Annotated in this window: 21 protein-coding genes; 2 read left to right on the top strand and 19 right to left on the bottom strand. The window is 41.2% G+C overall.

Annotated features, from left to right (window positions below):
- Window positions 1-87 precede the first annotated feature (87 nt).
- From N780_RS13715 to N780_RS13775, 13 genes are all read right to left on the bottom strand, one after another.
- Window positions 88-765, bottom strand: a complete 678-nt coding sequence (locus N780_RS13715; protein WP_036785189.1) for a toxoflavin lyase-like VOC family protein — start codon at window positions 763-765, stop codon at window positions 88-90.
- A 339-nt stretch (window positions 766-1,104) separates the two neighbouring features.
- Complete coding sequence (locus N780_RS13720) at window positions 1,105-1,542, bottom strand: cell wall hydrolase (RefSeq protein WP_036785191.1); 438 nt, start codon at window positions 1,540-1,542, stop codon at window positions 1,105-1,107.
- 188 nt (window positions 1,543-1,730) lie between these two features.
- The gene (locus N780_RS13725) at window positions 1,731-3,392 is read right to left on the bottom strand and encodes a long-chain fatty acid--CoA ligase (protein WP_036785193.1); all 1,662 of its coding nucleotides are present in this window, start codon (window positions 3,390-3,392) and stop codon (window positions 1,731-1,733) included.
- 47 nt (window positions 3,393-3,439) lie between these two features.
- A complete protein-coding gene (locus tag N780_RS13730) occupies window positions 3,440-4,414 on the bottom strand; it encodes a quinone oxidoreductase family protein (protein WP_036785196.1) in 975 nt (324 codons plus the stop codon).
- 12 nt (window positions 4,415-4,426) lie between these two features.
- The gene (locus N780_RS13735; RefSeq protein ID WP_156969187.1) at window positions 4,427-5,212 is read right to left on the bottom strand and encodes an enoyl-CoA hydratase/isomerase family protein; all 786 of its coding nucleotides are present in this window, start codon (window positions 5,210-5,212) and stop codon (window positions 4,427-4,429) included.
- An 18-nt stretch (window positions 5,213-5,230) separates the two neighbouring features.
- A complete protein-coding gene (locus N780_RS13740; RefSeq protein ID WP_036785198.1) occupies window positions 5,231-7,000 on the bottom strand; it encodes an acyl-CoA dehydrogenase FadE in 1,770 nt (589 codons plus the stop codon).
- A complete protein-coding gene (locus N780_RS13745) occupies window positions 6,984-7,733 on the bottom strand; it encodes a 2-phosphosulfolactate phosphatase (protein ID WP_052115081.1) in 750 nt (249 codons plus the stop codon). The genes N780_RS13740 and N780_RS13745 overlap by 17 nt, the downstream gene beginning before the upstream one ends.
- 2 nt (window positions 7,734-7,735) lie before the next feature.
- Window positions 7,736-8,788, bottom strand: coding sequence for a phosphotransferase family protein (locus N780_RS13750; protein WP_036785200.1), 1,053 nt, complete (start codon window positions 8,786-8,788; stop codon window positions 7,736-7,738).
- A gap of 14 nt (window positions 8,789-8,802) precedes the next feature.
- The gene (locus tag N780_RS13755; protein WP_052115082.1) at window positions 8,803-9,198 is read right to left on the bottom strand and encodes an acyl-CoA thioesterase; all 396 of its coding nucleotides are present in this window, start codon (window positions 9,196-9,198) and stop codon (window positions 8,803-8,805) included.
- Between the two features lie 15 nt (window positions 9,199-9,213).
- Window positions 9,214-10,092, bottom strand: a complete 879-nt coding sequence (locus N780_RS13760) for a 3-hydroxyacyl-CoA dehydrogenase family protein (protein ID WP_036785203.1) — start codon at window positions 10,090-10,092, stop codon at window positions 9,214-9,216.
- 13 nt (window positions 10,093-10,105) lie between these two features.
- Entirely contained in the window at window positions 10,106-10,669 is a 564-nt protein-coding gene (locus N780_RS13765) for a TetR/AcrR family transcriptional regulator (protein WP_036785205.1), read from the bottom strand.
- Window positions 10,670-10,705: 36 nt separating this feature from the next.
- Window positions 10,706-11,485: an SDR family oxidoreductase gene (locus N780_RS13770; RefSeq protein WP_036785207.1), complete on the bottom strand. Its 780-nt coding sequence runs from the start codon at window positions 11,483-11,485 to the stop codon at window positions 10,706-10,708.
- Between the two features lie 12 nt (window positions 11,486-11,497).
- On the bottom strand, window positions 11,498-12,706 hold the full coding sequence (locus N780_RS13775) for an acyl-CoA dehydrogenase (protein ID WP_036785210.1): 1,209 nt from the start codon (window positions 12,704-12,706) through the stop codon (window positions 11,498-11,500).
- Window positions 12,707-12,943: 237 nt separating this feature from the next.
- Between N780_RS13775 and N780_RS13780 the strand changes: the two genes are divergently transcribed.
- The gene (locus N780_RS13780) at window positions 12,944-13,153 is read left to right on the top strand and encodes a hypothetical protein (RefSeq protein WP_036785214.1); all 210 of its coding nucleotides are present in this window, start codon (window positions 12,944-12,946) and stop codon (window positions 13,151-13,153) included.
- A gap of 46 nt (window positions 13,154-13,199) precedes the next feature.
- Here the strand turns inward: N780_RS13780 and N780_RS13785 are convergent, their stop codons facing one another.
- The 4 genes from N780_RS13785 to N780_RS13795 form a co-directional block, all read right to left on the bottom strand.
- A complete protein-coding gene (locus N780_RS13785) occupies window positions 13,200-13,781 on the bottom strand; it encodes a kinase (RefSeq protein ID WP_036785217.1) in 582 nt (193 codons plus the stop codon).
- A 20-nt stretch (window positions 13,782-13,801) separates the two neighbouring features.
- Window positions 13,802-13,963, bottom strand: coding sequence for a hypothetical protein (locus tag N780_RS19930; RefSeq protein WP_156969188.1), 162 nt, complete (start codon window positions 13,961-13,963; stop codon window positions 13,802-13,804).
- Between the two features lie 38 nt (window positions 13,964-14,001).
- Entirely contained in the window at window positions 14,002-14,352 is a 351-nt protein-coding gene (locus N780_RS13790; protein ID WP_036785219.1) for a hypothetical protein, read from the bottom strand.
- 121 nt (window positions 14,353-14,473) lie between these two features.
- Window positions 14,474-15,436, bottom strand: a complete 963-nt coding sequence (locus N780_RS13795; RefSeq protein ID WP_036785222.1) for an alpha/beta hydrolase — start codon at window positions 15,434-15,436, stop codon at window positions 14,474-14,476.
- A 207-nt stretch (window positions 15,437-15,643) separates the two neighbouring features.
- Here N780_RS13795 and N780_RS13800 point away from each other — a divergent pair, with 207 nt between their 5' ends.
- Window positions 15,644-16,021 (top strand): carbonic anhydrase, encoded by a 378-nt coding sequence (locus tag N780_RS13800; RefSeq protein WP_036785224.1) that lies wholly within the window; start codon window positions 15,644-15,646, stop codon window positions 16,019-16,021.
- A gap of 15 nt (window positions 16,022-16,036) precedes the next feature.
- Here N780_RS13800 and N780_RS13805 read toward each other — a convergent pair whose 3' ends face one another.
- Window positions 16,037-16,582: a GNAT family N-acetyltransferase gene (locus N780_RS13805; protein ID WP_036785227.1), complete on the bottom strand. Its 546-nt coding sequence runs from the start codon at window positions 16,580-16,582 to the stop codon at window positions 16,037-16,039.
- Between the two features lie 191 nt (window positions 16,583-16,773).
- Complete coding sequence (locus N780_RS13810) at window positions 16,774-18,354, bottom strand: BCCT family transporter (RefSeq protein WP_036785229.1); 1,581 nt, start codon at window positions 18,352-18,354, stop codon at window positions 16,774-16,776.
- Between the last annotated feature and the right edge of the window lie 198 nt (window positions 18,355-18,552).

The following is an 18,552-nucleotide window of genomic DNA, read 5'->3' on the forward strand; positions in this document are numbered from 1 at the left end:
TACATCGTACACATTATTTCAAATTAAATAACTGAATTCAATCAAAATTCCTTAACAAAAGACGTACCCATTAGGGTACGTCTTTTATTAAGGATTAACTTCTAATGTATGTTGGTCATTAACCACAACCCGGTCACCTGTTCCAAGAATAACATCTAAAGGGTGAACTTCTGCCTTTTTATCTGAGAAAATCCACCTTCTGCCTGGTTCGATTAACAATAGTGAATTTCCACGTTTCCTACTCCCCATAAAATTGAGGACTGAACCACTAATGGGCTCTTGGTCTCGTTCATGAATACCAATTTGACCCATTCTTACCCCCGCACTTTGCGCATCTGTAACGGTTATGCTAATTTCGCTTATCTTCAAGAGGCTGTTTGATGAGAATGGCACACCACTACCCTCTGATATGGAATGTCTGGCAATGAATTCAACAATATTTCCGGCAGGGTCATAGAAATATAAAGATTGAGCAGGAAGATCTGAAAAATCTGCCTCATCTTCTCCTTCTTCTGTGTTCAGTTGAACTCTAGACTGAACCCAGTGTTTTGCTTCTTTAAATTGATTAGAAGGAATGTTAAAGGCAAAGTGATAATACGGTTCCCCTTCTACATCCTTTGAAGTAAACGCTAAAACACTTTCTCCGACAAGAACTTCAAAAAATTGGTCACCTTCTAATATGATCTCCATTTCTAATACATCCTTGTAAAACTGTTTCATAGATTGAATATCATTAGTTTTTAATATAACCTTAGTGATTTCCATCGTTTCATCCTTCCCTTTTTAACTGTAGTTAATCCGTTCACTCCTTTATATATAAATGATTCCCATAAAAAATCAGCTTAAAAATCCTTGACATTATGGTGCCGCCACAAGCGTATAGCCTTATCCCTGTCTCTATTTAATCCATTAAACACAAACATCTAATACAATAATTGTAAAATATTATTGGCACTTAAGATAATACCTATATCTAATTAGTATGTATAATCATCCCTTATCACCTATAGATATAAGAGTTAAATCTATTTAGTTCCCAGTATTTTTTCTCTATAACTTGAAAAGGAGGCGCATCTTAGCACCTCCCATTTCTTTAACTAATCCTTAACGATAAACGCTAGCGCACGTATTCGCCTGCGGTTCATAATAACAATGGTTTTTAAATTGCCCAGCAAAAGGCTGACCGAACCATGTTGGAGGACATGATCCTGATGGATTAAAGTACCAAAGGGAGTACTTTGCCGGAAACTGCCTCCAAAATTTCAAATTCTTTTCTGCTAAACGTTTTTCCGCCGATCTAGCTCTGTTATAAAAGAGATTCCCCTTTTGTACAGCTTCGAATGAGTAATTGCCACCTTGTACTTGATAAATAACATCAGATATCGTTCTGAGATCTTTAAAATCTAAACAATCTGATGCAGTCCGATTTACAATGACATTCCCAACGTACAACATGCCTTGTTTTCCTTCACTAACCGCTTCTGCTCTCATCATTCTTGCCATTAAGGCAACGTCAGAATCTGTATATTTTACTCTCGGCATACTTTCACCTCACAATTTTGTCTGAAAATTCTCTTTCTTAGTTTAAATGTTGGTGAAACCCAACTGTTTATAAGTATGTATGCGCAGCTTATCCTATTATCCCTTTTCTGTTAGCTATTAAAAACAGAGCAAAATCTAAAAGATTTTGCCCTGCAAAGCATATCGGTTATGAATATCTCTCTTCTAAATTATACGCGACTCTTCTCTTCCTCCTGTAGCTTCCTCCACAGAATCTTTCCGGAACTTGTAGTTGGTAGGGAATCACGAAACTCTACGAGTCTAGGATACTTATAGGCGGCCATGTTTTCTTTTGCCCACTCAATGATCTCCTCCTCAGCTACTGAGCCTTTCGCATCTTCATTTAAAATCACAAAGGCTTTCACTGTTTCACCTCGCCGTGGATCAGGAACTCCTACAACACATGCTTGCTGTATGGCAGGGTGGTTATAAAGGAGTGATTCCACTTCTGTAGGCCACACTTTATATCCTGAAGCGTTGATCATTCTCTTGACCCGATCGACAATAAAAAAGTATCCTTCCTCGTCCACTCTCCCTATATCCCCTGTTCTAAAGAATGTTTTCCCATCGATCTCAAGGAATGATCCTTCATTGTCAGATTCATTGTAATACCTTACGAAAACTTGAGGGCCATTTACGACAATTTCTCCTACCTCATTTACTCCAAGCTCTAGTTGAGTAGCAGGATCAATAATACGTGCATCGACATCGAATGAAGGAACACCGAGACATTGGAGCTTTGGACGATCAGGTGGATTGAAGTGCGTATGAGATATCGTTTCAGATAAACCATATCCTTCAATAAACTTAAGACCCGTCATCTCATATAGATTGTTACCAACAGCCTCAGGCAATGCAGCACCCCCACCTGCTAGCACTTGCAGACTTGAGATTTCATATGAAGAAAGAGTAGGATTTGAGAGGAAATCAATCAGCATCGTACTGATCATAACCCAGTGTGTCACTTGATTTTCTTCAATCATTTTAGCTGCCATTTCTCTGTCCCAGCGAGTTAAGATGACCATCGTGCACCCGCCATATACTGGCGCGTGAAGACTATGAAGCATCCCCGTTACATGGAACAGAGGTAAGGTAGTAAGGTGCACACTATCCATTGTAATGCTTACCCAGTTGTAAGCAGAAACAGCATTTGCCTGAACAGTTGAATTTGTATGCATACACCCTTTTGGTTTTCCTGTAGTACCAGAAGTATATGGCATAACACATAAGTCATCAGGACCTGCTTCAGCTGGCTTAGGTGAAAGACCAGCTGCGAGGGCATCTTTCCAATAATACGTTCCGGCGTGATGGAAAGATTGACGCGGTGCAAGCACTTCAGGTGGGAGCCCTTCCATGTGCTCTGCAGGAAGATAATCACTGTAGGAAGCTACCAAAATGGACTCAAGAGATGTCGATTTCAAGAGAGGTTGTACACGATCATACAGCTCTTGTCCAACGATCGCGTTTTTAATTTGACTATCTTGAATGAAAAAGGCCAGCTCCTCTGATGTGAGCATGGGATTAATCGGGACGACAAGGGCATCCGCACGATTAATACCATAGAAGCTCACTGCATATTGAGGAGAGTTCTGCATAAAGATCAGAACAGGTTCTCCTTTTTCAACACCTAGCTTGTTCTGCAAATAACCAGCAAGTGCGTCTGCTTCTTCTTTAAACGTTCGATAGGAAATCTCACTTCCGTAATAAAGCATAGATGGATGGTCAGGAAAACGTGCTGCTGCCACCTCCAAATTATGATAGAGCGTCGTTTGTGGTACAGACAGACTTTTCGTTACACGATTCGGGTAGTACTGAAGATGATTCGTTAACATAAACCGCCATTCCCCTTTCCACTCTTTGGTATAGTAGTTAACCTACGTTATGGTACAAGAACTAGCTTCCCTTTCGTCTTACGGCTCTGTAGTAATTCATGTACGTTTGCTGCTTCAGCAAGAGGATAGACTCCCCCGATTGTAAGCTTCAATTCATCCCTTTGAACGAGTGATAAAAGCTCCTGAAGGCTTGAGCTGAATAATTTAGGTTTTTTCATAATTTGTGGTAAAAAGAAACCGACAACTGATAAGTTCCGATTCATTAAACCTGAAGGATACATTTGAGCTGGGTTCCCACTCGCGACACCGTACACAACCACTCGTCCAAATGAGCGCATGCACTTAACCGTTTCATGGAAGATCTCGCCACCTGCCATCTCTAATGCAACATCAACTCCCTTTCCGTCGTTTGCTTCAATCACCTTCTCTCGCCAGTTATCTTCCGTGTAATTCACAATCGCATCTGCCCCAAGTGACTTAGCAAGCTCTAACTTCTCTTCTGTACTAGCGGTAGCAATAACTTTTCCTGCTCCGAATGTTTTAGCTAATTGTACGGCAAGAGACCCAACACCACCAGCGGCTGCGTGAACAAGAACCGTTTCTCCTGCTTCAAGACGTCCCATCGTTTTTAAAATATGATAAGCGGTCAAGCCTTGAAGAGGGAGAGCAACAGCTGTTTCAGGTGTCACGCCTTCTGGTATTTGAATTAAGGTCTGAGCATTAGCCACAGCGTATTCAGCATAGCCGCCCTTCTCAATAAGAGTCACGACTCGGTCTCCCTTTTGTACGTTCGTTACACCTTCCCCTATCTCCTCAACGACCCCGGCAACTTCCGCTCCAGGAATAAAAGGCAGTGGAGTAGGCACAACATATGCTCCCTGCCGGCGAGCTGTATCCGCATAATTCACACCAATGGCCTCAACTTTAAGAAGCACCTCCCCTTCAGACGGATTAGGGTTATTTAAATCTTTTATTTCTAATACCTCTGGTCCTCCATAGGTCTCAAACTGAACAGCTTTCATGAAAACTCCTCCTTATTGGCCTGTAAATGCAGGCTTTCGTTTCTCAACAAACGCGCTTACACCTTCCTGATGATCCTCAGTTGAAACCATGACGGTCTGAGTAATTCGCTCTTGCTCAAGAATCGAAGCAAGGTCAGCTGTTTCAGACTGGTTAACGAGCTTTTTCATCATACTGATGGCTCGACCCGGTCCCAATGCGATCTTAGCAACGTATTCTTTTGCGGAAGCTTCAAGTTCGCTCTGCTCATATACTTTATTAACTAACCCAAGCTCCATGGCCTGAAGGGCTGATATAGGCTTGGCGTTAAAGAGAAGCTCTTTCGCCTTATAAGGACCAAGCTTTTTCGTTAAGAAATAGCTCCCTCCACCATCTGAAACCAATCCCACCTGGGCAAAACTTAAGACAAACTGACTTTCTTTAGCGGCGAGAATTTGATCACAAGCAAGTACCAAGTTCCAGCCAGCTCCTGCTGCGAAACCATGAACGATTGCTATAATCGGCTTCGAGCATTCTTTCATCGTCAGTATGAGTTCATTTAAATACCCTAAATGATCATACACATCTGTAGCCGTTGCTTGCCCCATCTCTTTTACATCTCCACCTGCGGAGAAAGAACGTCCTGCACCAGAGATGGTAATCGCTTTAATAGAATCAGAGCGATCTGCTTGTTTCACCGCCCGTGTTAATCCAGTAATCATTTCTTCACTGAATGCGTTAAGGCGATCTGGCCTGTTTAACACACAAGATAAAACAGGCCCCTCTTGAGTAATTTGTAAATGATCATTGCCTTGTATCAAATCATATCCTCCTTTATATTAGCGAACGAAAGCATTCGCTTCGATCATGTAAGATGCGATAACACGGTTTCGTTCAATACGATTCTCTGTAAGAAAAGCATTCAAGTTAACGGATACACCCATTAAGAATTGCGAGCGAATTTCGCCTTTTAGCAAGGATGCACCGAGATACTTGGCGTTCGTTTCAACTATTGCCAAGCATTGTTCTACAAAGGTTCCTGCAAGTTTTTCTTTTAAACTATAGTGACGATCCCCTTGTTCTTTCGCTTTTTCTGCCCGAACCACGCATGATTCTGCCTGATAAAGGGCAATCGCGATATTAGCAAGCTTCATAAGCGTTTCCTGTTCATTTTTCATTGTGTCTCCGTAGGCTTCATAAGCAGCACCTGCACAAACTAAGAAAATGTTCCTGAAGGTATCTACTGCTTGATGCAAAGAAGCGAGAATGTCGTCTTGTTTCTGAACTCCACTTTCAAGCTTCTCTTGGGCCTGTTCAATTAATGAACGTGCATCTACTTCTCCTTTCGCTACTCGTTTAAAGAAGGCCCCGGGTATAAGTAAACGGTTGATTTCATTCGTTCCTTCAAAAATTCTATTTATTCGCGCATCCCTGTAAGCTTGTTCAACTGGGTATTCTTTAATAAATCCAGCTCCCCCGTGAAGCTGTACTCCTTCATCTGCCATATAATCAAGAGTTTCAGAACCCACAATTTTACAAATAGCAGATTCTAAAGCATGTTCATTCATTGCTTTAGCAACTGCTTTATAATCGCCAGAATCCTCATAGCCTCCTAGAGCTGATTCTACTAGTCCCGCTGTTCGATACATCACCGACTCTGCTGCAAATAATTCACTCGCCATCGTTGCAATTTTTTCTTGTGTTGCAGGAAAGTCTGCAATGCGACGTTTAAATTGTTTTCGTTCCGTTACCTGTGCCAAGGTTGCATCAAAGACAGAACGTGAGGCGCCAGTAGTTGCGAAGCCAAGATTAAAGCGACCTAAGTTCAGTACATTTAAAGCAATAACATGGCCGCGACCAACTTCTCCCAACAAGTTTTTTACAGGTACCTGACAATCTTCAAAGATGACTGAACACGTTGAAGAACCTTTGATCCCCATCTTCTGTTCTTCCGGTCCAATCGTAACCCCGGGAAAATCTTTTTCAACTATGAAAGCAGAAAAATGCTCACCATCGACTTTGGCATAAACAATGAAGGTATCAGCGAAAGCAGCATTTGTTATATAAATTTTTGTTCCATTTAAAATATAATGCGTACCTTCTTCGTTCAAAACGGCTGTCGTTTTAGCCGCTAAGGCATCTGAACCTGCCTCTGGTTCAGTGAGGCAATAGGCTCCAATATATTCACCTGAAGCAAGTTTTGGGAGATACGTCTCTTTCTGTTCCTTTGTTCCGAAGTACGTAATCGGTAAACTTGCTATACAAGTATGATTACTGTGCGCGACGGAATATCCGCTCGCACTGCCTAGAGCTTCACCAACGATCCCTTTGCTAACCTTGTCTAACCCTAATCCTCCGTAAGCTTCAGGAATGCTGTGTCCAAGTAGCCCCAGTTCCCCCGCTTGCTTCATAAGTGAGGCGACTAAGTCAAAGTCACCATTCTCGATGGTTTCCCTTTGAGGATAGACTTCTCCCCTTAAGAACTTCTGAGCTGTTGACTGAATCATCTTATGCTCATCTGATAAATCTTCTGGTGTGAACATTTCTGAAGGGGTTACACGATCTGTTAAAAACTGCCCACCCCTGATCAACTTATCGACTGGATTCATATTTCTCAACCTCCTTAATTGAGCCGGTTCTCTTTGAAAACGCAGGAACAATATTATACTGATTTTCATTTGCCACAAACGCTACATCTTCTTCCAATCCATAAGCAATCATCATTTCCCCCACTCTCGTTTCAGCCAAGACTTCTCTAGCGGTACGTTTTTCGTTGTTGTATACCATTAATGCACCTCGAGCAGCATCGGATAAAACCCATTCACCTTTTTGTATTAATGAATGCAGGAGTCCCCCTGCACCGTAGTAGTCTTCCAGACAGAACGAGTTAGCTAATCCGGAGCAAACAAGGACAATATCTTCTGTTCGGTGTTCTCGGTAGAGCCGGTCAGCAATGGCTTGTAGATTTAAAAGGGAACATAGATAAATCATTGAAGCTCCTTCTGAACGGCGAGTAGCAACTGTACCATTCGTGGTCGATAATATGAGTAGACGATTATAAACAACTCGATTTAACGCCAGGGGATTAGGGGGGAGAAATCCCTGAATCGTGATGCCTCCATACTCCCCTGCAACGAGTGGGTTTTCATGACGAAGCCTCTCGGTTACTGTTATAGCTTCCTCTTCATTTAAAACCGGTATCACTTCGCGAGCACCATTTGCTAAACTTGCCGTAATTGTGGAAGTAGCAAGGAGAACATCAAAGACAACGGCAATTGAGTTTTCCTTCCACCTAGAAGGGTCAATATCTTCTTTTTTCATCACTACATGAATGCGCCCCACCTCTACACCCTCGCTGTTTCTTCCGCTAAGTCTATGAGGTGATTTACGAAATGATTCATATGCGCAAATCGCGGGTCATTTGTCTGCCCCATTTTGTAGCGGTAATAGATTTGTTGTACAATCCCAGCGAGCTTAAAATAAGCAAATGCAAGATAGACCTTCATATTCGTTACATCTCTACCACTTTTCTTCGCATACCTTTCGATAAATTCATCCCGAGAGAAGAAGCCTTCCTGCACAGTTAATGGTGGCTTCCCCAATCCATGTCTTAACGACTCTGGGTCATCCTTTTGGATCCAATACCCTAATGCGACTCCTAAGTCAGCCATCGGGTCACCAACTGTCGTCATCTCCCAGTCAAATAAACCCACCATCCTGCTATAGTTGTTTTTGTTAAACATCGCGTTATTTAGTTTGTAATCATAATGGATGACTGAAGCTTCAGAAGAAGATGGTGTGTGATCGATGAACCACTTCTTAATTCGTTCACCTGATTTCACATCATCTGTCAGTGCTTTGTCATAACGCTTAATCCAACCGTGCACTTGGCGCTCCATAAATCCTTCAGGTTTCCCTATTGTTTCGAGTTCAGTTCCTTGATACTCAAGATTGTGTAGTTCCACAAGCCTGTCGACCATCTCTTTAGAAATCGATTGTCCTAGTTGATGAGAACCTTCTACTCCTTCTGGCCATTCCGTATCAAGAACGATCCCCCTTTTCCTTTCCATTAAAAAGAAGGGAGCTCCTAATACGGATTCATCACTATACATAAGAGGTCTAGGGGCAAGAGGGAACCTATCGTGAAGCGCTTTCAAAATTGTGTACTCTCGTTTCATATCATGAGCTTTTGGAGCAACCGGTCCAAGAGGAGGGCGACGTAGTACCGCTTCAAAGTCCCCTTTCTTCAATTCATAAGTTAAATTCGAATGACCTGCACCAAATTGACGAACGTGAAGTTCTCCTGATGGAAAGGAAGATAAATGACGCTTAAGATAATCTTCAAGTGCTCTACTATCAAGTTCTTCTCCGCTCCTTACAGGTTGTGTATCTTGCATGATTTTCCCCCTTTTTAAACATTCACTACAAACTGATCTAACTTCTCTCGAATAGGATCTGAGAGAGGTTTACTTTTCTCTGTTTCTACATCGAATGAAACAATAACCGACTCCCCCCTAGCGATTAGTGTATTTGTTACGTCATCATAAATCTCTTGAAGAGCCGTGAAACTACTATTACCAATCCGAACGACTTTCGTCTCAATAACGAGAACCTGCCTGAAGTAAGCCTGCTTAATAAAATCACATTTCGCCGAGGCTAATACATAATTCTGGTCTTGATCAAAAATATCCGCATCATAGAAAAACTGAATTCTAGCATCTTCTAAATAGACAAAATAGTTACTGTTATTCACATGCCCGAGTAGGTCTGTTTCACAAAACCGAACCATTACTTTATGTTGATGCACGTCGTCACCTCACCTTTATGAACGAACTCTTCCGTTTTCACTATATTCATAGAATCCTTTTCCTGTCTTACGACCAAGCTCCCCCGCTTCCACTTTATCGGTGATCGTTTTAGGTGGCTGATCAAGCGGATTTCCTGTCTCATTGTATTGTTGCTGCATGACGTAATACCCAACGTCAATACCAGATAAATCTAGTAATTCAAACGGTCCCAGTGGATGGCTGAGGGCTTTTTTCGTAATCGTGTCGATATCTTTGAAATCAGCATAGCCATTTTCATAGAGACTCATTGCTTCTTTTTGGATAGCAAATAGAATGCGATTGGCAATAAATCCTGAAATCTCTTTATGAAGAAGGACGGCTGTCCGGTTCATCTGTTCACTAACTTCCATAGCGATTTGCGCTGTTTCTTCAGAAGTATGGTCACCCTTTACCACTTCCACACAATCCATGACAAGAGCCGGGAAGAAGAAGTGCATGTTGCATACACGGTCTGGCCGTTCTGTCACGTCAGCGATTAGGGAGCTGACAATAGTAGAGCTATTCGTTGCAAGGATTGCTTTTGAGGGAGCAATTTTATCAAGCTTCTGAAACACTTCACGCTTTACGTCTAGCTTCTCAACTACGGCCTCAATAACGAAATCAGCCTCTCCTGCTGCTTCTTCAAGACTTGGCGTAAATGTAAGACGATTAAATGCTTCATTCTTATCTCCTTCTGAGATCTTCCCTTTCTTTACCCATTTATCCATAATTCCGTGGAGCGTTTCTTTTGCCTTTTCAAGAACCTCTTCATTTAAGTCTTGAAGTACTGTTGAATACCCACCTAAAGCTCCAAGCATCGCAATCTGATGCCCCATTGATCCAGCTCCAATAACCGCTAACTTATTCACCCTCATACTCATTACCTCCTTATAATTGAATCCCCTCTAGGATCATCTTCATGTAAAGGTCTGTCAGCTCATCTTCTGTTACCTCGCCGTCAGGCTCATACCAGAAATAGCTCCAGTTGGATACGCCTAAAACAGCAAATGACAACATATCAGCACGCAAATCACTCCTAAACTCTCCATTGTTTATCCCGGTTTGGATAATATGCTGTAGGTTTCGCTGAAATTCGTCTCGCTTTGGAAGCACTTGTGAAGTATGCTTTTCACTTAAGTGACGCATTTCCCTGAAGAATACACGGGCACTCTGGGCACCTGACTTAATATTACTTATAATCATTTTCACATTAGCATAAAGCTTCTCACGTTCTGTAAGCTTTGCATCTTGTAAAATAGCTTCCTGCTGTTCTAGTAACCCTTCAATAAACCGAAGATGAATATGCATCAACACGTCTTCTTTATTAGTAAAATAGTAGTAAAAGGTTCCTTTCGTCACACCTAGTTCTCTTGTGATATCCTGAATCGATGCTTCCCGGAAACCTCGTTCTCCGAATAGTGCTATGCTTGTATTGATGATTTTCTCTCTCATGTATAAGTTCCTCTCGTTAGTTAGTTGTGAGTATCGTTAGCAATGGGCGTGCATGCCGCCATCTACAACGAGTGTCTCGCCTGTCACATAATCGGAAGCAGCTGATGCAAGGAAAAGAGCCGCCCCTTTCAAGTCCTCTTCACTACCAAATCGGTTGAGAGGAGTCCGATCTAAAATGTGCTGTCCACCTTGCTCTAGGACAACCTTTGACATTTTTGTTGGGAAGAAGCCGGGTGCAATTGCATTTACATTGATACCATGTGTTCCCCATTTCACGGCAAGGTCTTTCGTAAGTGTTAAAATAGCTCCCTTACTCGCGTTATAGCCAACTGTATCCATAAAGCTCGGATCAGCTCCGCCCAGTCCTGCGACTGATGCAATGTTAATCACTTTCCCAGACCCTTGTTCAACCATAACTTTACCTACAGCCTGAGCCATCAGGAAGGTCCCTGTCGCATTAACGTTCATAACTTTCTGCCACGCTTCTAAAGGCATTTCAAGGGATGGTGCTCCCCAAGTAGCCCCGCTGTTGTTAACCAAGATATCAATCGTTCCAAATGTTTCTTTTACTTGTGAAACAACTTCATTTACTTGTTCTTGATTCGTGACATCACATTGTAAGGCAATCGTCTTTATTCCATGCTGCGTTTCTAATTGAGTGGCCACTTCTTCACACGCTTCTTTCTTTCTAGAGCAGAGGACAAGGTTCGCCCCAGCTTCTGCAAAAGCTTCTGCCATTTGTGCGCCAAGGCCACGACCACCACCTGTAATAACAGCAGTCTTTCCTGTTAAATCAAATAACTGTTGAATACTCATCGTTTTCCTCCTTTATTGATGTTTAGCGAGTTCGAGCTTTGCAATTTGACGACGATGAACTTCATCTGGCCCATCCGCTAAACGTAAGGTTCTAGAATTTGCCCACTGAGCGGCTAACGTGAAATCGTCACTAACACCTGCACCACCATGAGCCTGAATGGCACGATCAATAACATTCAACGCCATTTGCGGTGCTACAACCTTAATCATAGCAATCTCGGACTTAGCCTCTTTGTTCCCTACTGTATCCATCATGTACGCTGCTTTTAAAGTCAGCAGTCTCGCTTGTTCGATTTCAATTCTTGAATTTGCGATCCATTCTCGTACAACCCCTTGTTCAGCAAGTGGCTGATGAAAGGCCACACGATTTTGTGTGCGCTTACACAAATCATCAAGCGCACGCTCAGCAGCTCCTATTAACCTCATGCAATGATGGATTCGACCTGGCCCAAGACGGCCTTGTGCGATTTCAAACCCTCTTCCTTCTCCAAGAATCATATGATCTACAGGAACACGAACATTCTCAAAATCAATTTCCGCATGACCGTGTGGAGCGTGATCATACCCAAATACTGGTAACATGCGATTCATTTTAACTCCTGGGGTATCTAATGGAACGAGAATCATCGACTGCTGTTTATGGCGGGGAGCCTCAGGATCCGTCTTCCCCATAAAAATAGCAACTTTACAACGAGGATCACCTGCCCCTGATGACCACCACTTTCGTCCGTTCAGTACATATTCATCTCCATCACGTTCAATTTTTGCTTCAATGTTGGTTGCATCAGAAGAAGCAACATCAGGTTCCGTCATAGAAAAGCAAGAACGGATCTCTCCATTAAGTAGAGGCTTAAGCCATCGTTCCTTTTGTGACTCACTACCATAACGAGCGAGCACTTCCATGTTCCCCGTATCTGGTGCATTGCAGTTAAATACTTCTGGTCCTATTAGGGAACGACCCATTTCTTCGCAAAGAGGAGCGTATTCCAGGTTTGTTAAACCAGCTCCATATGTAGCATCAGGTAAAAATAAATTCCATAATCCTTCATTTCTTGCCTTTTGTTTTAATTCTTCTATAACAGGCGGAAATTGCTCAAAACGAGACGTTTGTTCATTAAGTTGTTCTTCATACAACGATTCGTTCGGATAAACGAACTCATCCATAAACGAACGTACTTGAGTGAGTAAATTGTTAACTTTCGTGGAGTAATCAAAATGCATGGTAGACCTCCTCCCGGCTAACATACTAACCGGTTAGTATGTAATTCCATTGTATGCTGATTATTCAGAAAATTCAAGAGGAAAGGTTTAGGTTTAGATTCTATTACTTGAGGCTATAAGAAATGTACGTAGAACATCCATTGCCTTCCACCCAACATATACCAGTACAATCACATTGAATCTATAATTCAGTCGATGCTAGTATAGGAAGAAGAATGCACAGAAAGGTGATGTCACTTGAATTTTGGAGATCAAGTTGTTTCGGTTAAGAAATGGCTTCTTTATTTAATATTATTAGCAATCCCAGGTGTTAACATTGTTACAATTTTCGTATTGGCGTTTGGGAATAAAAATGAGACTGTTCGAAACTATGGTAAAGCCTCACTATTGTTAATCGGAATTATTCTAATCCTAACTCTAATTATTGCTTTTTTAGGGTCTTCTTAATAGAAATCCCCATACTCAGGTGGTATGGGGATTCTTTTACTATCGTTTATGTAAGCAACACATGATCGGCCTTTGATAAGGGATGCACTTTATTCATGTAATAATCTTCTGCTTTCCAATACCTTTCCTGAAATTTATTGATATTGGCTTGCGTATGTTCTGATTCTCTATTAAACCTCGTTTCCCTGGGACAATCGAGAAAATAAACATGGTCTAAGTAAGCTCTCCATTCTTCCCTTTGTAAGAATACCCCTTCAACAACAATTACGCCTTCTGAAGGTAAACGGATCTCTTCGTCCCGGCATTCATCCTTTGCATAATAGTAGAAAGGAAGAGTAAGAGAGGAAGCTGTAGCAAGTTCACGAAATAACGCATCCCTTAACCGTTCAACGTCCCACTGGAGATGATAGTACTCCACCCATGAATCCATTCCTGTTTGATACCTCTCATGTTTCTCAACAATATGATGATCAAGATGAATAATGGTACAATCAATCTGTTTCTTCTCCAGTATAGCTTTAACTTTTTCTACAAAGGTGGTTTTTCCAGAGCGACTTAAACCATCTATTCCGATGACGTACCTTCTGTTTCGATTGAGCGAACCTTTTAGTTTATTTGGATCTAACATTTTAACCTCCCCCTTCTATCTCAACTAGACTCTTTTTGTTGCGATCTCTTCAATCCAAGGTAAAGGATAAAGTTTATAGCCAGTAAAATTTGAACCAAACTTTCATGATGATTAAAACCTGCCCATATTAAGATAAACATAGAAATAATCATGGCCATAAGCCACATCAATGATTGCTTCATAAGCTCCTCCTTCATAGTTGCTAATCTTTTCATAGTCTTTAAGGGGCATAAGGTGTGAACAGAAATATACCAAATATAACAATTACGCTTGTCAAAATAAGAGTAAGAAACAGACCTATTGCAACCAGGATATTCTTTTCATCCTTTTTAAATAAGCCAACAGTGCAGCAGATTAAACTTATAAATGTCCCAACAGGCAATCCAATAAGTAGAATTCCTGAAGCTGATGAGGGGATCAGGTACATAAGCATTAATAGAAAAATTGGAATGCACAAAGATAGATAGCTAAGCCACGTAAATTGCTTGTATTCTATGTTTCGCCCCATATATACAGCTAATCCTACAATTAAAATACCAATTATAAAAATAATGATAAATATTGCCGTCATATGCATCCTCCCTATCCATATTGACTAACCATTATGATCAATTTGCTAATTACCTTAATCGCTTCCTATAGTTATACCTTATAAACGTAAAGGCGAACTCTTAATAGAATTCGCCTTTACGTTATCTCTTGTCTGTCTCTTCTATGAACTTCTTGATTCGATCTTGATATTCCTCCTCCGCAACTGTGTAGCCGTCCGTATGAGTTGCGCCTGGAACTATCCATAGCTCCTTTATACCAGGGGCTGCTTTATAGAGACGCTCTGCCATGTCTGTCGGAACTAGTTCGTCGTCCTCTCCGTGAATAATGAAAATGGGCAAATCCGAGTTTTTCACCTGATCAATCGTTGAAGCTTCCTCAAACGTATAGCCTGCCCGTATATTCGTTACCATACTTGTAACTTGCAGAACAGGAAAGGATGGTAGATTATATAGATGCTTCATTTGATGCGCTAGTTCTTCATGTACCGAGGTATATCCACTATCAGCAATAACACCTTTGACTTCTTTCGGTACCTCTTCACCTGCGGTCATCAACACTGTCGCTGCCCCCATCGAGAAACCATGCAAAATAATTGATTCAGCCCCTTTTTCTCCAATGAGAAAATCAATCCATTGTAAATAATCAAACCGATCGTGCCAACCGTAACCGATGTAATCTCCTTCACTATCACCATGGCCTCTGGCATCAGGCTTTAAAATATGATAGCCTTGTTCATAATAAAATTTTGTAATCCCTGGCATCTGTTCTTTATTGCCTTTATAGCCATGAGAAAGTATGACGGTCTTTCCATTCGGATTTTCGTTTTCCAAGTACACAGCTTCAAGAGTTAACCCATCATTCGTTTTCAAATTGACATCTTGGAAATCTTGCTTTTCGGTCCACTGTCTAACAAGCTCTTCCTTGCGCAATTCCTCATCTAGCACACTAGCCGCTTTCGCAACATCTGCTTCTCCCCCGTGTAAATCAACTGCTCCACTACTGCTGTTGATTGCTACTCCGTAAAAGTAATTCCCAGCACCGATGAGACCAATTGCCAAGAACAGCAACACAGTAATAAAAATCCAACCGATCCTCTTTTTCATATTTCGCGCTCTCCTTTTTTAGAGTATCTATATATGTTCAACAAACTTAGCAGTACAACAGAACAATGACGAAGAACGTTTAAAACGTTAAGTAAGCCTTATCTGAAGACCTATTCTTCTACCTTAACATAACAAAGAGAACCTTTTTCTTTTTGCAGATTTTCTATATAATAGATGTGTAAAGCTTATTATGCTAGGAGGACCATTATGTCTGAAAAAACTTTCTCAACTGTTATTACATGTATGGACGGACGTGTCCAGCTACCCGTAAACGAATGGATGCAGAATCAATACAATACACCATATGTTGATACGATCACAGCAGCTGGTCCTGAAAAGGTTATTCTCGCAGGAGCCGCTTCAGAAGTGGATTCCATGAAAGAGAAAATCACCATTTCTTGCGACGCACATGGATCTGAAGTTGTGGCGGTAGCAGGCCACCATGACTGCGCCGGGAACCCGGTTGGACGTGAACAAAAGATTGAAGAAATCAAACAAGCTGTTGAAGCTGTACAATCTTGGGGCTTTCCTGTTCAAGTAGTAGGACTATATGTTAATGAAAAATGGGAAGTCAAAACGATATAAGAGAAAAATCAGCTCCTATCGAGCTGATTTTTTCTTATTCATTTCTCTCCACTCACCTTCTAACATAGCCATCTCATATAAACTCCAGTAATCTTCTCCAATCCTACGATGATCTCGGAGAAGCCCTTCTTTCTTAAAGCCTACCCTCTCATAACAACGAATCGCGGATTCATTGAAACTAAACACACCAAGCGTAACACGGTTTAATCCCATATCCTCAAACGCTTGTCTTAACACCGTTTCTATAGCTACATGAGCGACCTTCTTCCCCCTCATAGAATCATGGACAAATACTTTCCCTACACGAGCAGAACGATTATGATAATCAATTCTTCCTAAGGAGATATGACCAATCATACTGCCGGTTTCATTTTCTATTATTTTATATATGAATCGATCAGATCCATTTTGATTTGCACCAGCTATATAATTTTTAAGTTGACTTTCGTTCAATGGGAAAGTGAACTGTGTGCCACTCCATTGTAAAAGGGATTCTTTGGATGGAACCCAACTGATCAGTTGTTCGAAGTTTGATTGATTGAAGTATTGAAAAGTAATCAAAATATACCATCTTCATAGATTTATCTTTATAAGTAAATACAAATTTTAAAAGGAAAAATTACTGTTCTCTAGTTTAACATATTATCCCATTAGGTTCGTTTCAAATTTCAATTCCTTGGAACATATTCGTTTAATACTCACAATAAAAAGAGACCTAAATCGCGATAACGACTTAGGCCTCTTGAATCTATTTATGATGTTTTCTTTTCTAATTCTTGTGTTTGCTTTTGATTCTCATCAAGTACGATACCTTGATCAACCGCCATCTCCCTGGCAACTTTAGGTGCTAACCATACAGGTGGTAACATTAGAATGGACACCGGTACAGCCGTCACAACAATAAAGTTTTGTAGCGTTTGTATACTACTCTCACCAATACCAAGTAACGTTGAAGCAATGGCGCCAAACAACAACGCCCAAAATACACGTAGCAAACGAGGTGGATGGGCATGCCCTGTAAGCGTTACAGCCACAGAATAGGACATGGAATCTGCCGTAGTTGCAACAAAAACAATGGTTACAACAAGGAATCCACTAGCCATTACGGTGCCAAACGGAACTTGCTCCATAATGGCCATAACAGCAGCTGGCATCCCTGAATTATTGAGCGCATCAGAAATAGCTCCCGGATTCTCCATTTCATAGAAAAGTCCAGATCCCCCAACAGCCGCAAACCAAAAGTTACTCACGATTGGCGCTAAGATTGCCACAGCTAAAATTAATTCTCGAATTGAACGACCTCTTGAAATACGGCTGATGAACATGGCCATTGCAGGTCCAAAACCGATGAACCAACCCCAGAAGAAGATGGTCCAGTACCCAAGCCAACCGTCATCACCCCGGTAAAGACTCATTCTTACAAAGTTTTGTATTTGGTAAGCCTCGGCTCCAATAAAGGAATCAATAATAAAGAGTGTTGGTCCTAATATAAGCATACCTAACATCAGAATTAAAGCTAATCCAACATTAATTCTACTTAAAAGCTGAATCCCTTTATCGACACCTGTAGCAGCTGAAATGGATGCCACCACTACCAGAAAGATAATTACAATAGATTGAGTGAAAATCGTGTCCGGTACATCGAATAAATACTGTAAGGCATATCCAACTTGAAGTCCTAAAAATCCAATTGGCCCAATTGTCCCTGCTGCCACCGCAATAATCGATACAATATCAGCTACTGCTCCTACTATGCTACCTTTGCGGAAGATTTTCTCTCCAAACATCGGATATAGCATCGTACGTGGCTTAAGAGGATACCCTTTATGATAATGGGCATACATTAAGACAATTGTTGTAACTGTACCAAGACTCGCCCATGCAGTGAAGCCCCAGTGGAAAAAGCTTTGTGCTAACCCAGGAACTACAGACTCAGCAGAACTCATCCCTTCCTCAGCAAATAAAGGAGGTGTTGTTAAGTAATGGTACAGCGGCTCCCCAGCTGCCCAGAAAACGCCTCCTGCTGCTAATAACGTACATAAAATCATAGAGACCCAACGGAATAGTCCATATTCAGGTGTATCAAGCTTTCCTAATTTCACTTTCCCATATTTCGAAAGGGCTAATGCAACTCCGACAACAAATGTAGCTAGTAATAATAATTGCCAGAATGCTCCAAAGAATGTAACAGAAAAGTCGAACGCGCTTGTAATCCATTCTCCCATTAGTGTGTCATTAACAAGGGACATTACAAGAAATAGTATGAGGAATCCTCCACTAATGATGAATGTGACCCAATCAAGCCCCGTTCTTCTATTCGTTTCGTCTGTCATTGTTTTCCTCCTGGTTTTTGTTATATCTTTTGCTAGATATAGTCCGTATTTTGTTCTTAGATGCTCTGGAATCTTTCATCCTCTATATTAGAAAGCGTTTCTCCCCTTCATTTCCGACCTTTTTTCACATAGTGTTTAATTATATAGATTGTGAATAAACTCGTCAAAATGAAATTTTAAATGATTTAAGAGGAATAC

The organism is Pontibacillus chungwhensis BH030062 (genome assembly GCF_000770675.1).
Classification (GTDB): domain Bacteria; phylum Bacillota; class Bacilli; order Bacillales; family BH030062; genus Pontibacillus; species Pontibacillus chungwhensis.

Bases quoted from the DNA above. Each gene is read 5' to 3' on its own strand.
- N780_RS13715 (WP_036785189.1), bottom strand. From the start codon at position 765: ATGGAAATCACTAAGGTTATATTAAAAACTAATGATATTCAATCTATG.
- N780_RS13720 (WP_036785191.1), bottom strand. From the start codon at position 1,542: ATGCCGAGAGTAAAATATACAGATTCTGACGTTGCCTTAATGGCAAGA.
- N780_RS13725 (WP_036785193.1), bottom strand. From the start codon at position 3,392: ATGTTAACGAATCATCTTCAGTACTACCCGAATCGTGTAACGAAAAGT.
- N780_RS13730 (WP_036785196.1), bottom strand. From the start codon at position 4,414: ATGAAAGCTGTTCAGTTTGAGACCTATGGAGGACCAGAGGTATTAGAA.
- N780_RS13740 (WP_036785198.1), bottom strand. From the start codon at position 7,000: ATGAATCCAGTCGATAAGTTGATCAGGGGTGGGCAGTTTTTAACAGAT.
- N780_RS13750 (WP_036785200.1), bottom strand. From the start codon at position 8,788: ATGCAAGATACACAACCTGTAAGGAGCGGAGAAGAACTTGATAGTAGA.
- N780_RS13760 (WP_036785203.1), bottom strand. From the start codon at position 10,092: ATGAGGGTGAATAAGTTAGCGGTTATTGGAGCTGGATCAATGGGGCAT.
- N780_RS13765 (WP_036785205.1), bottom strand. From the start codon at position 10,669: ATGAGAGAGAAAATCATCAATACAAGCATAGCACTATTCGGAGAACGA.
- N780_RS13770 (WP_036785207.1), bottom strand. From the start codon at position 11,485: ATGAGTATTCAACAGTTATTTGATTTAACAGGAAAGACTGCTGTTATT.
- N780_RS13775 (WP_036785210.1), bottom strand. From the start codon at position 12,706: ATGCATTTTGATTACTCCACGAAAGTTAACAATTTACTCACTCAAGTA.
- N780_RS13785 (WP_036785217.1), bottom strand. From the start codon at position 13,781: ATGTTAGATCCAAATAAACTAAAAGGTTCGCTCAATCGAAACAGAAGG.
- N780_RS19930 (WP_156969188.1), bottom strand. From the start codon at position 13,963: ATGAAGCAATCATTGATGTGGCTTATGGCCATGATTATTTCTATGTTT.
- N780_RS13790 (WP_036785219.1), bottom strand. From the start codon at position 14,352: ATGACGGCAATATTTATCATTATTTTTATAATTGGTATTTTAATTGTA.
- N780_RS13795 (WP_036785222.1), bottom strand. From the start codon at position 15,436: ATGAAAAAGAGGATCGGTTGGATTTTTATTACTGTGTTGCTGTTCTTG.
- N780_RS13800 (WP_036785224.1), top strand. From the start codon at position 15,644: ATGTCTGAAAAAACTTTCTCAACTGTTATTACATGTATGGACGGACGT.
- N780_RS13810 (WP_036785229.1), bottom strand. From the start codon at position 18,354: ATGACAGACGAAACGAATAGAAGAACGGGGCTTGATTGGGTCACATTC.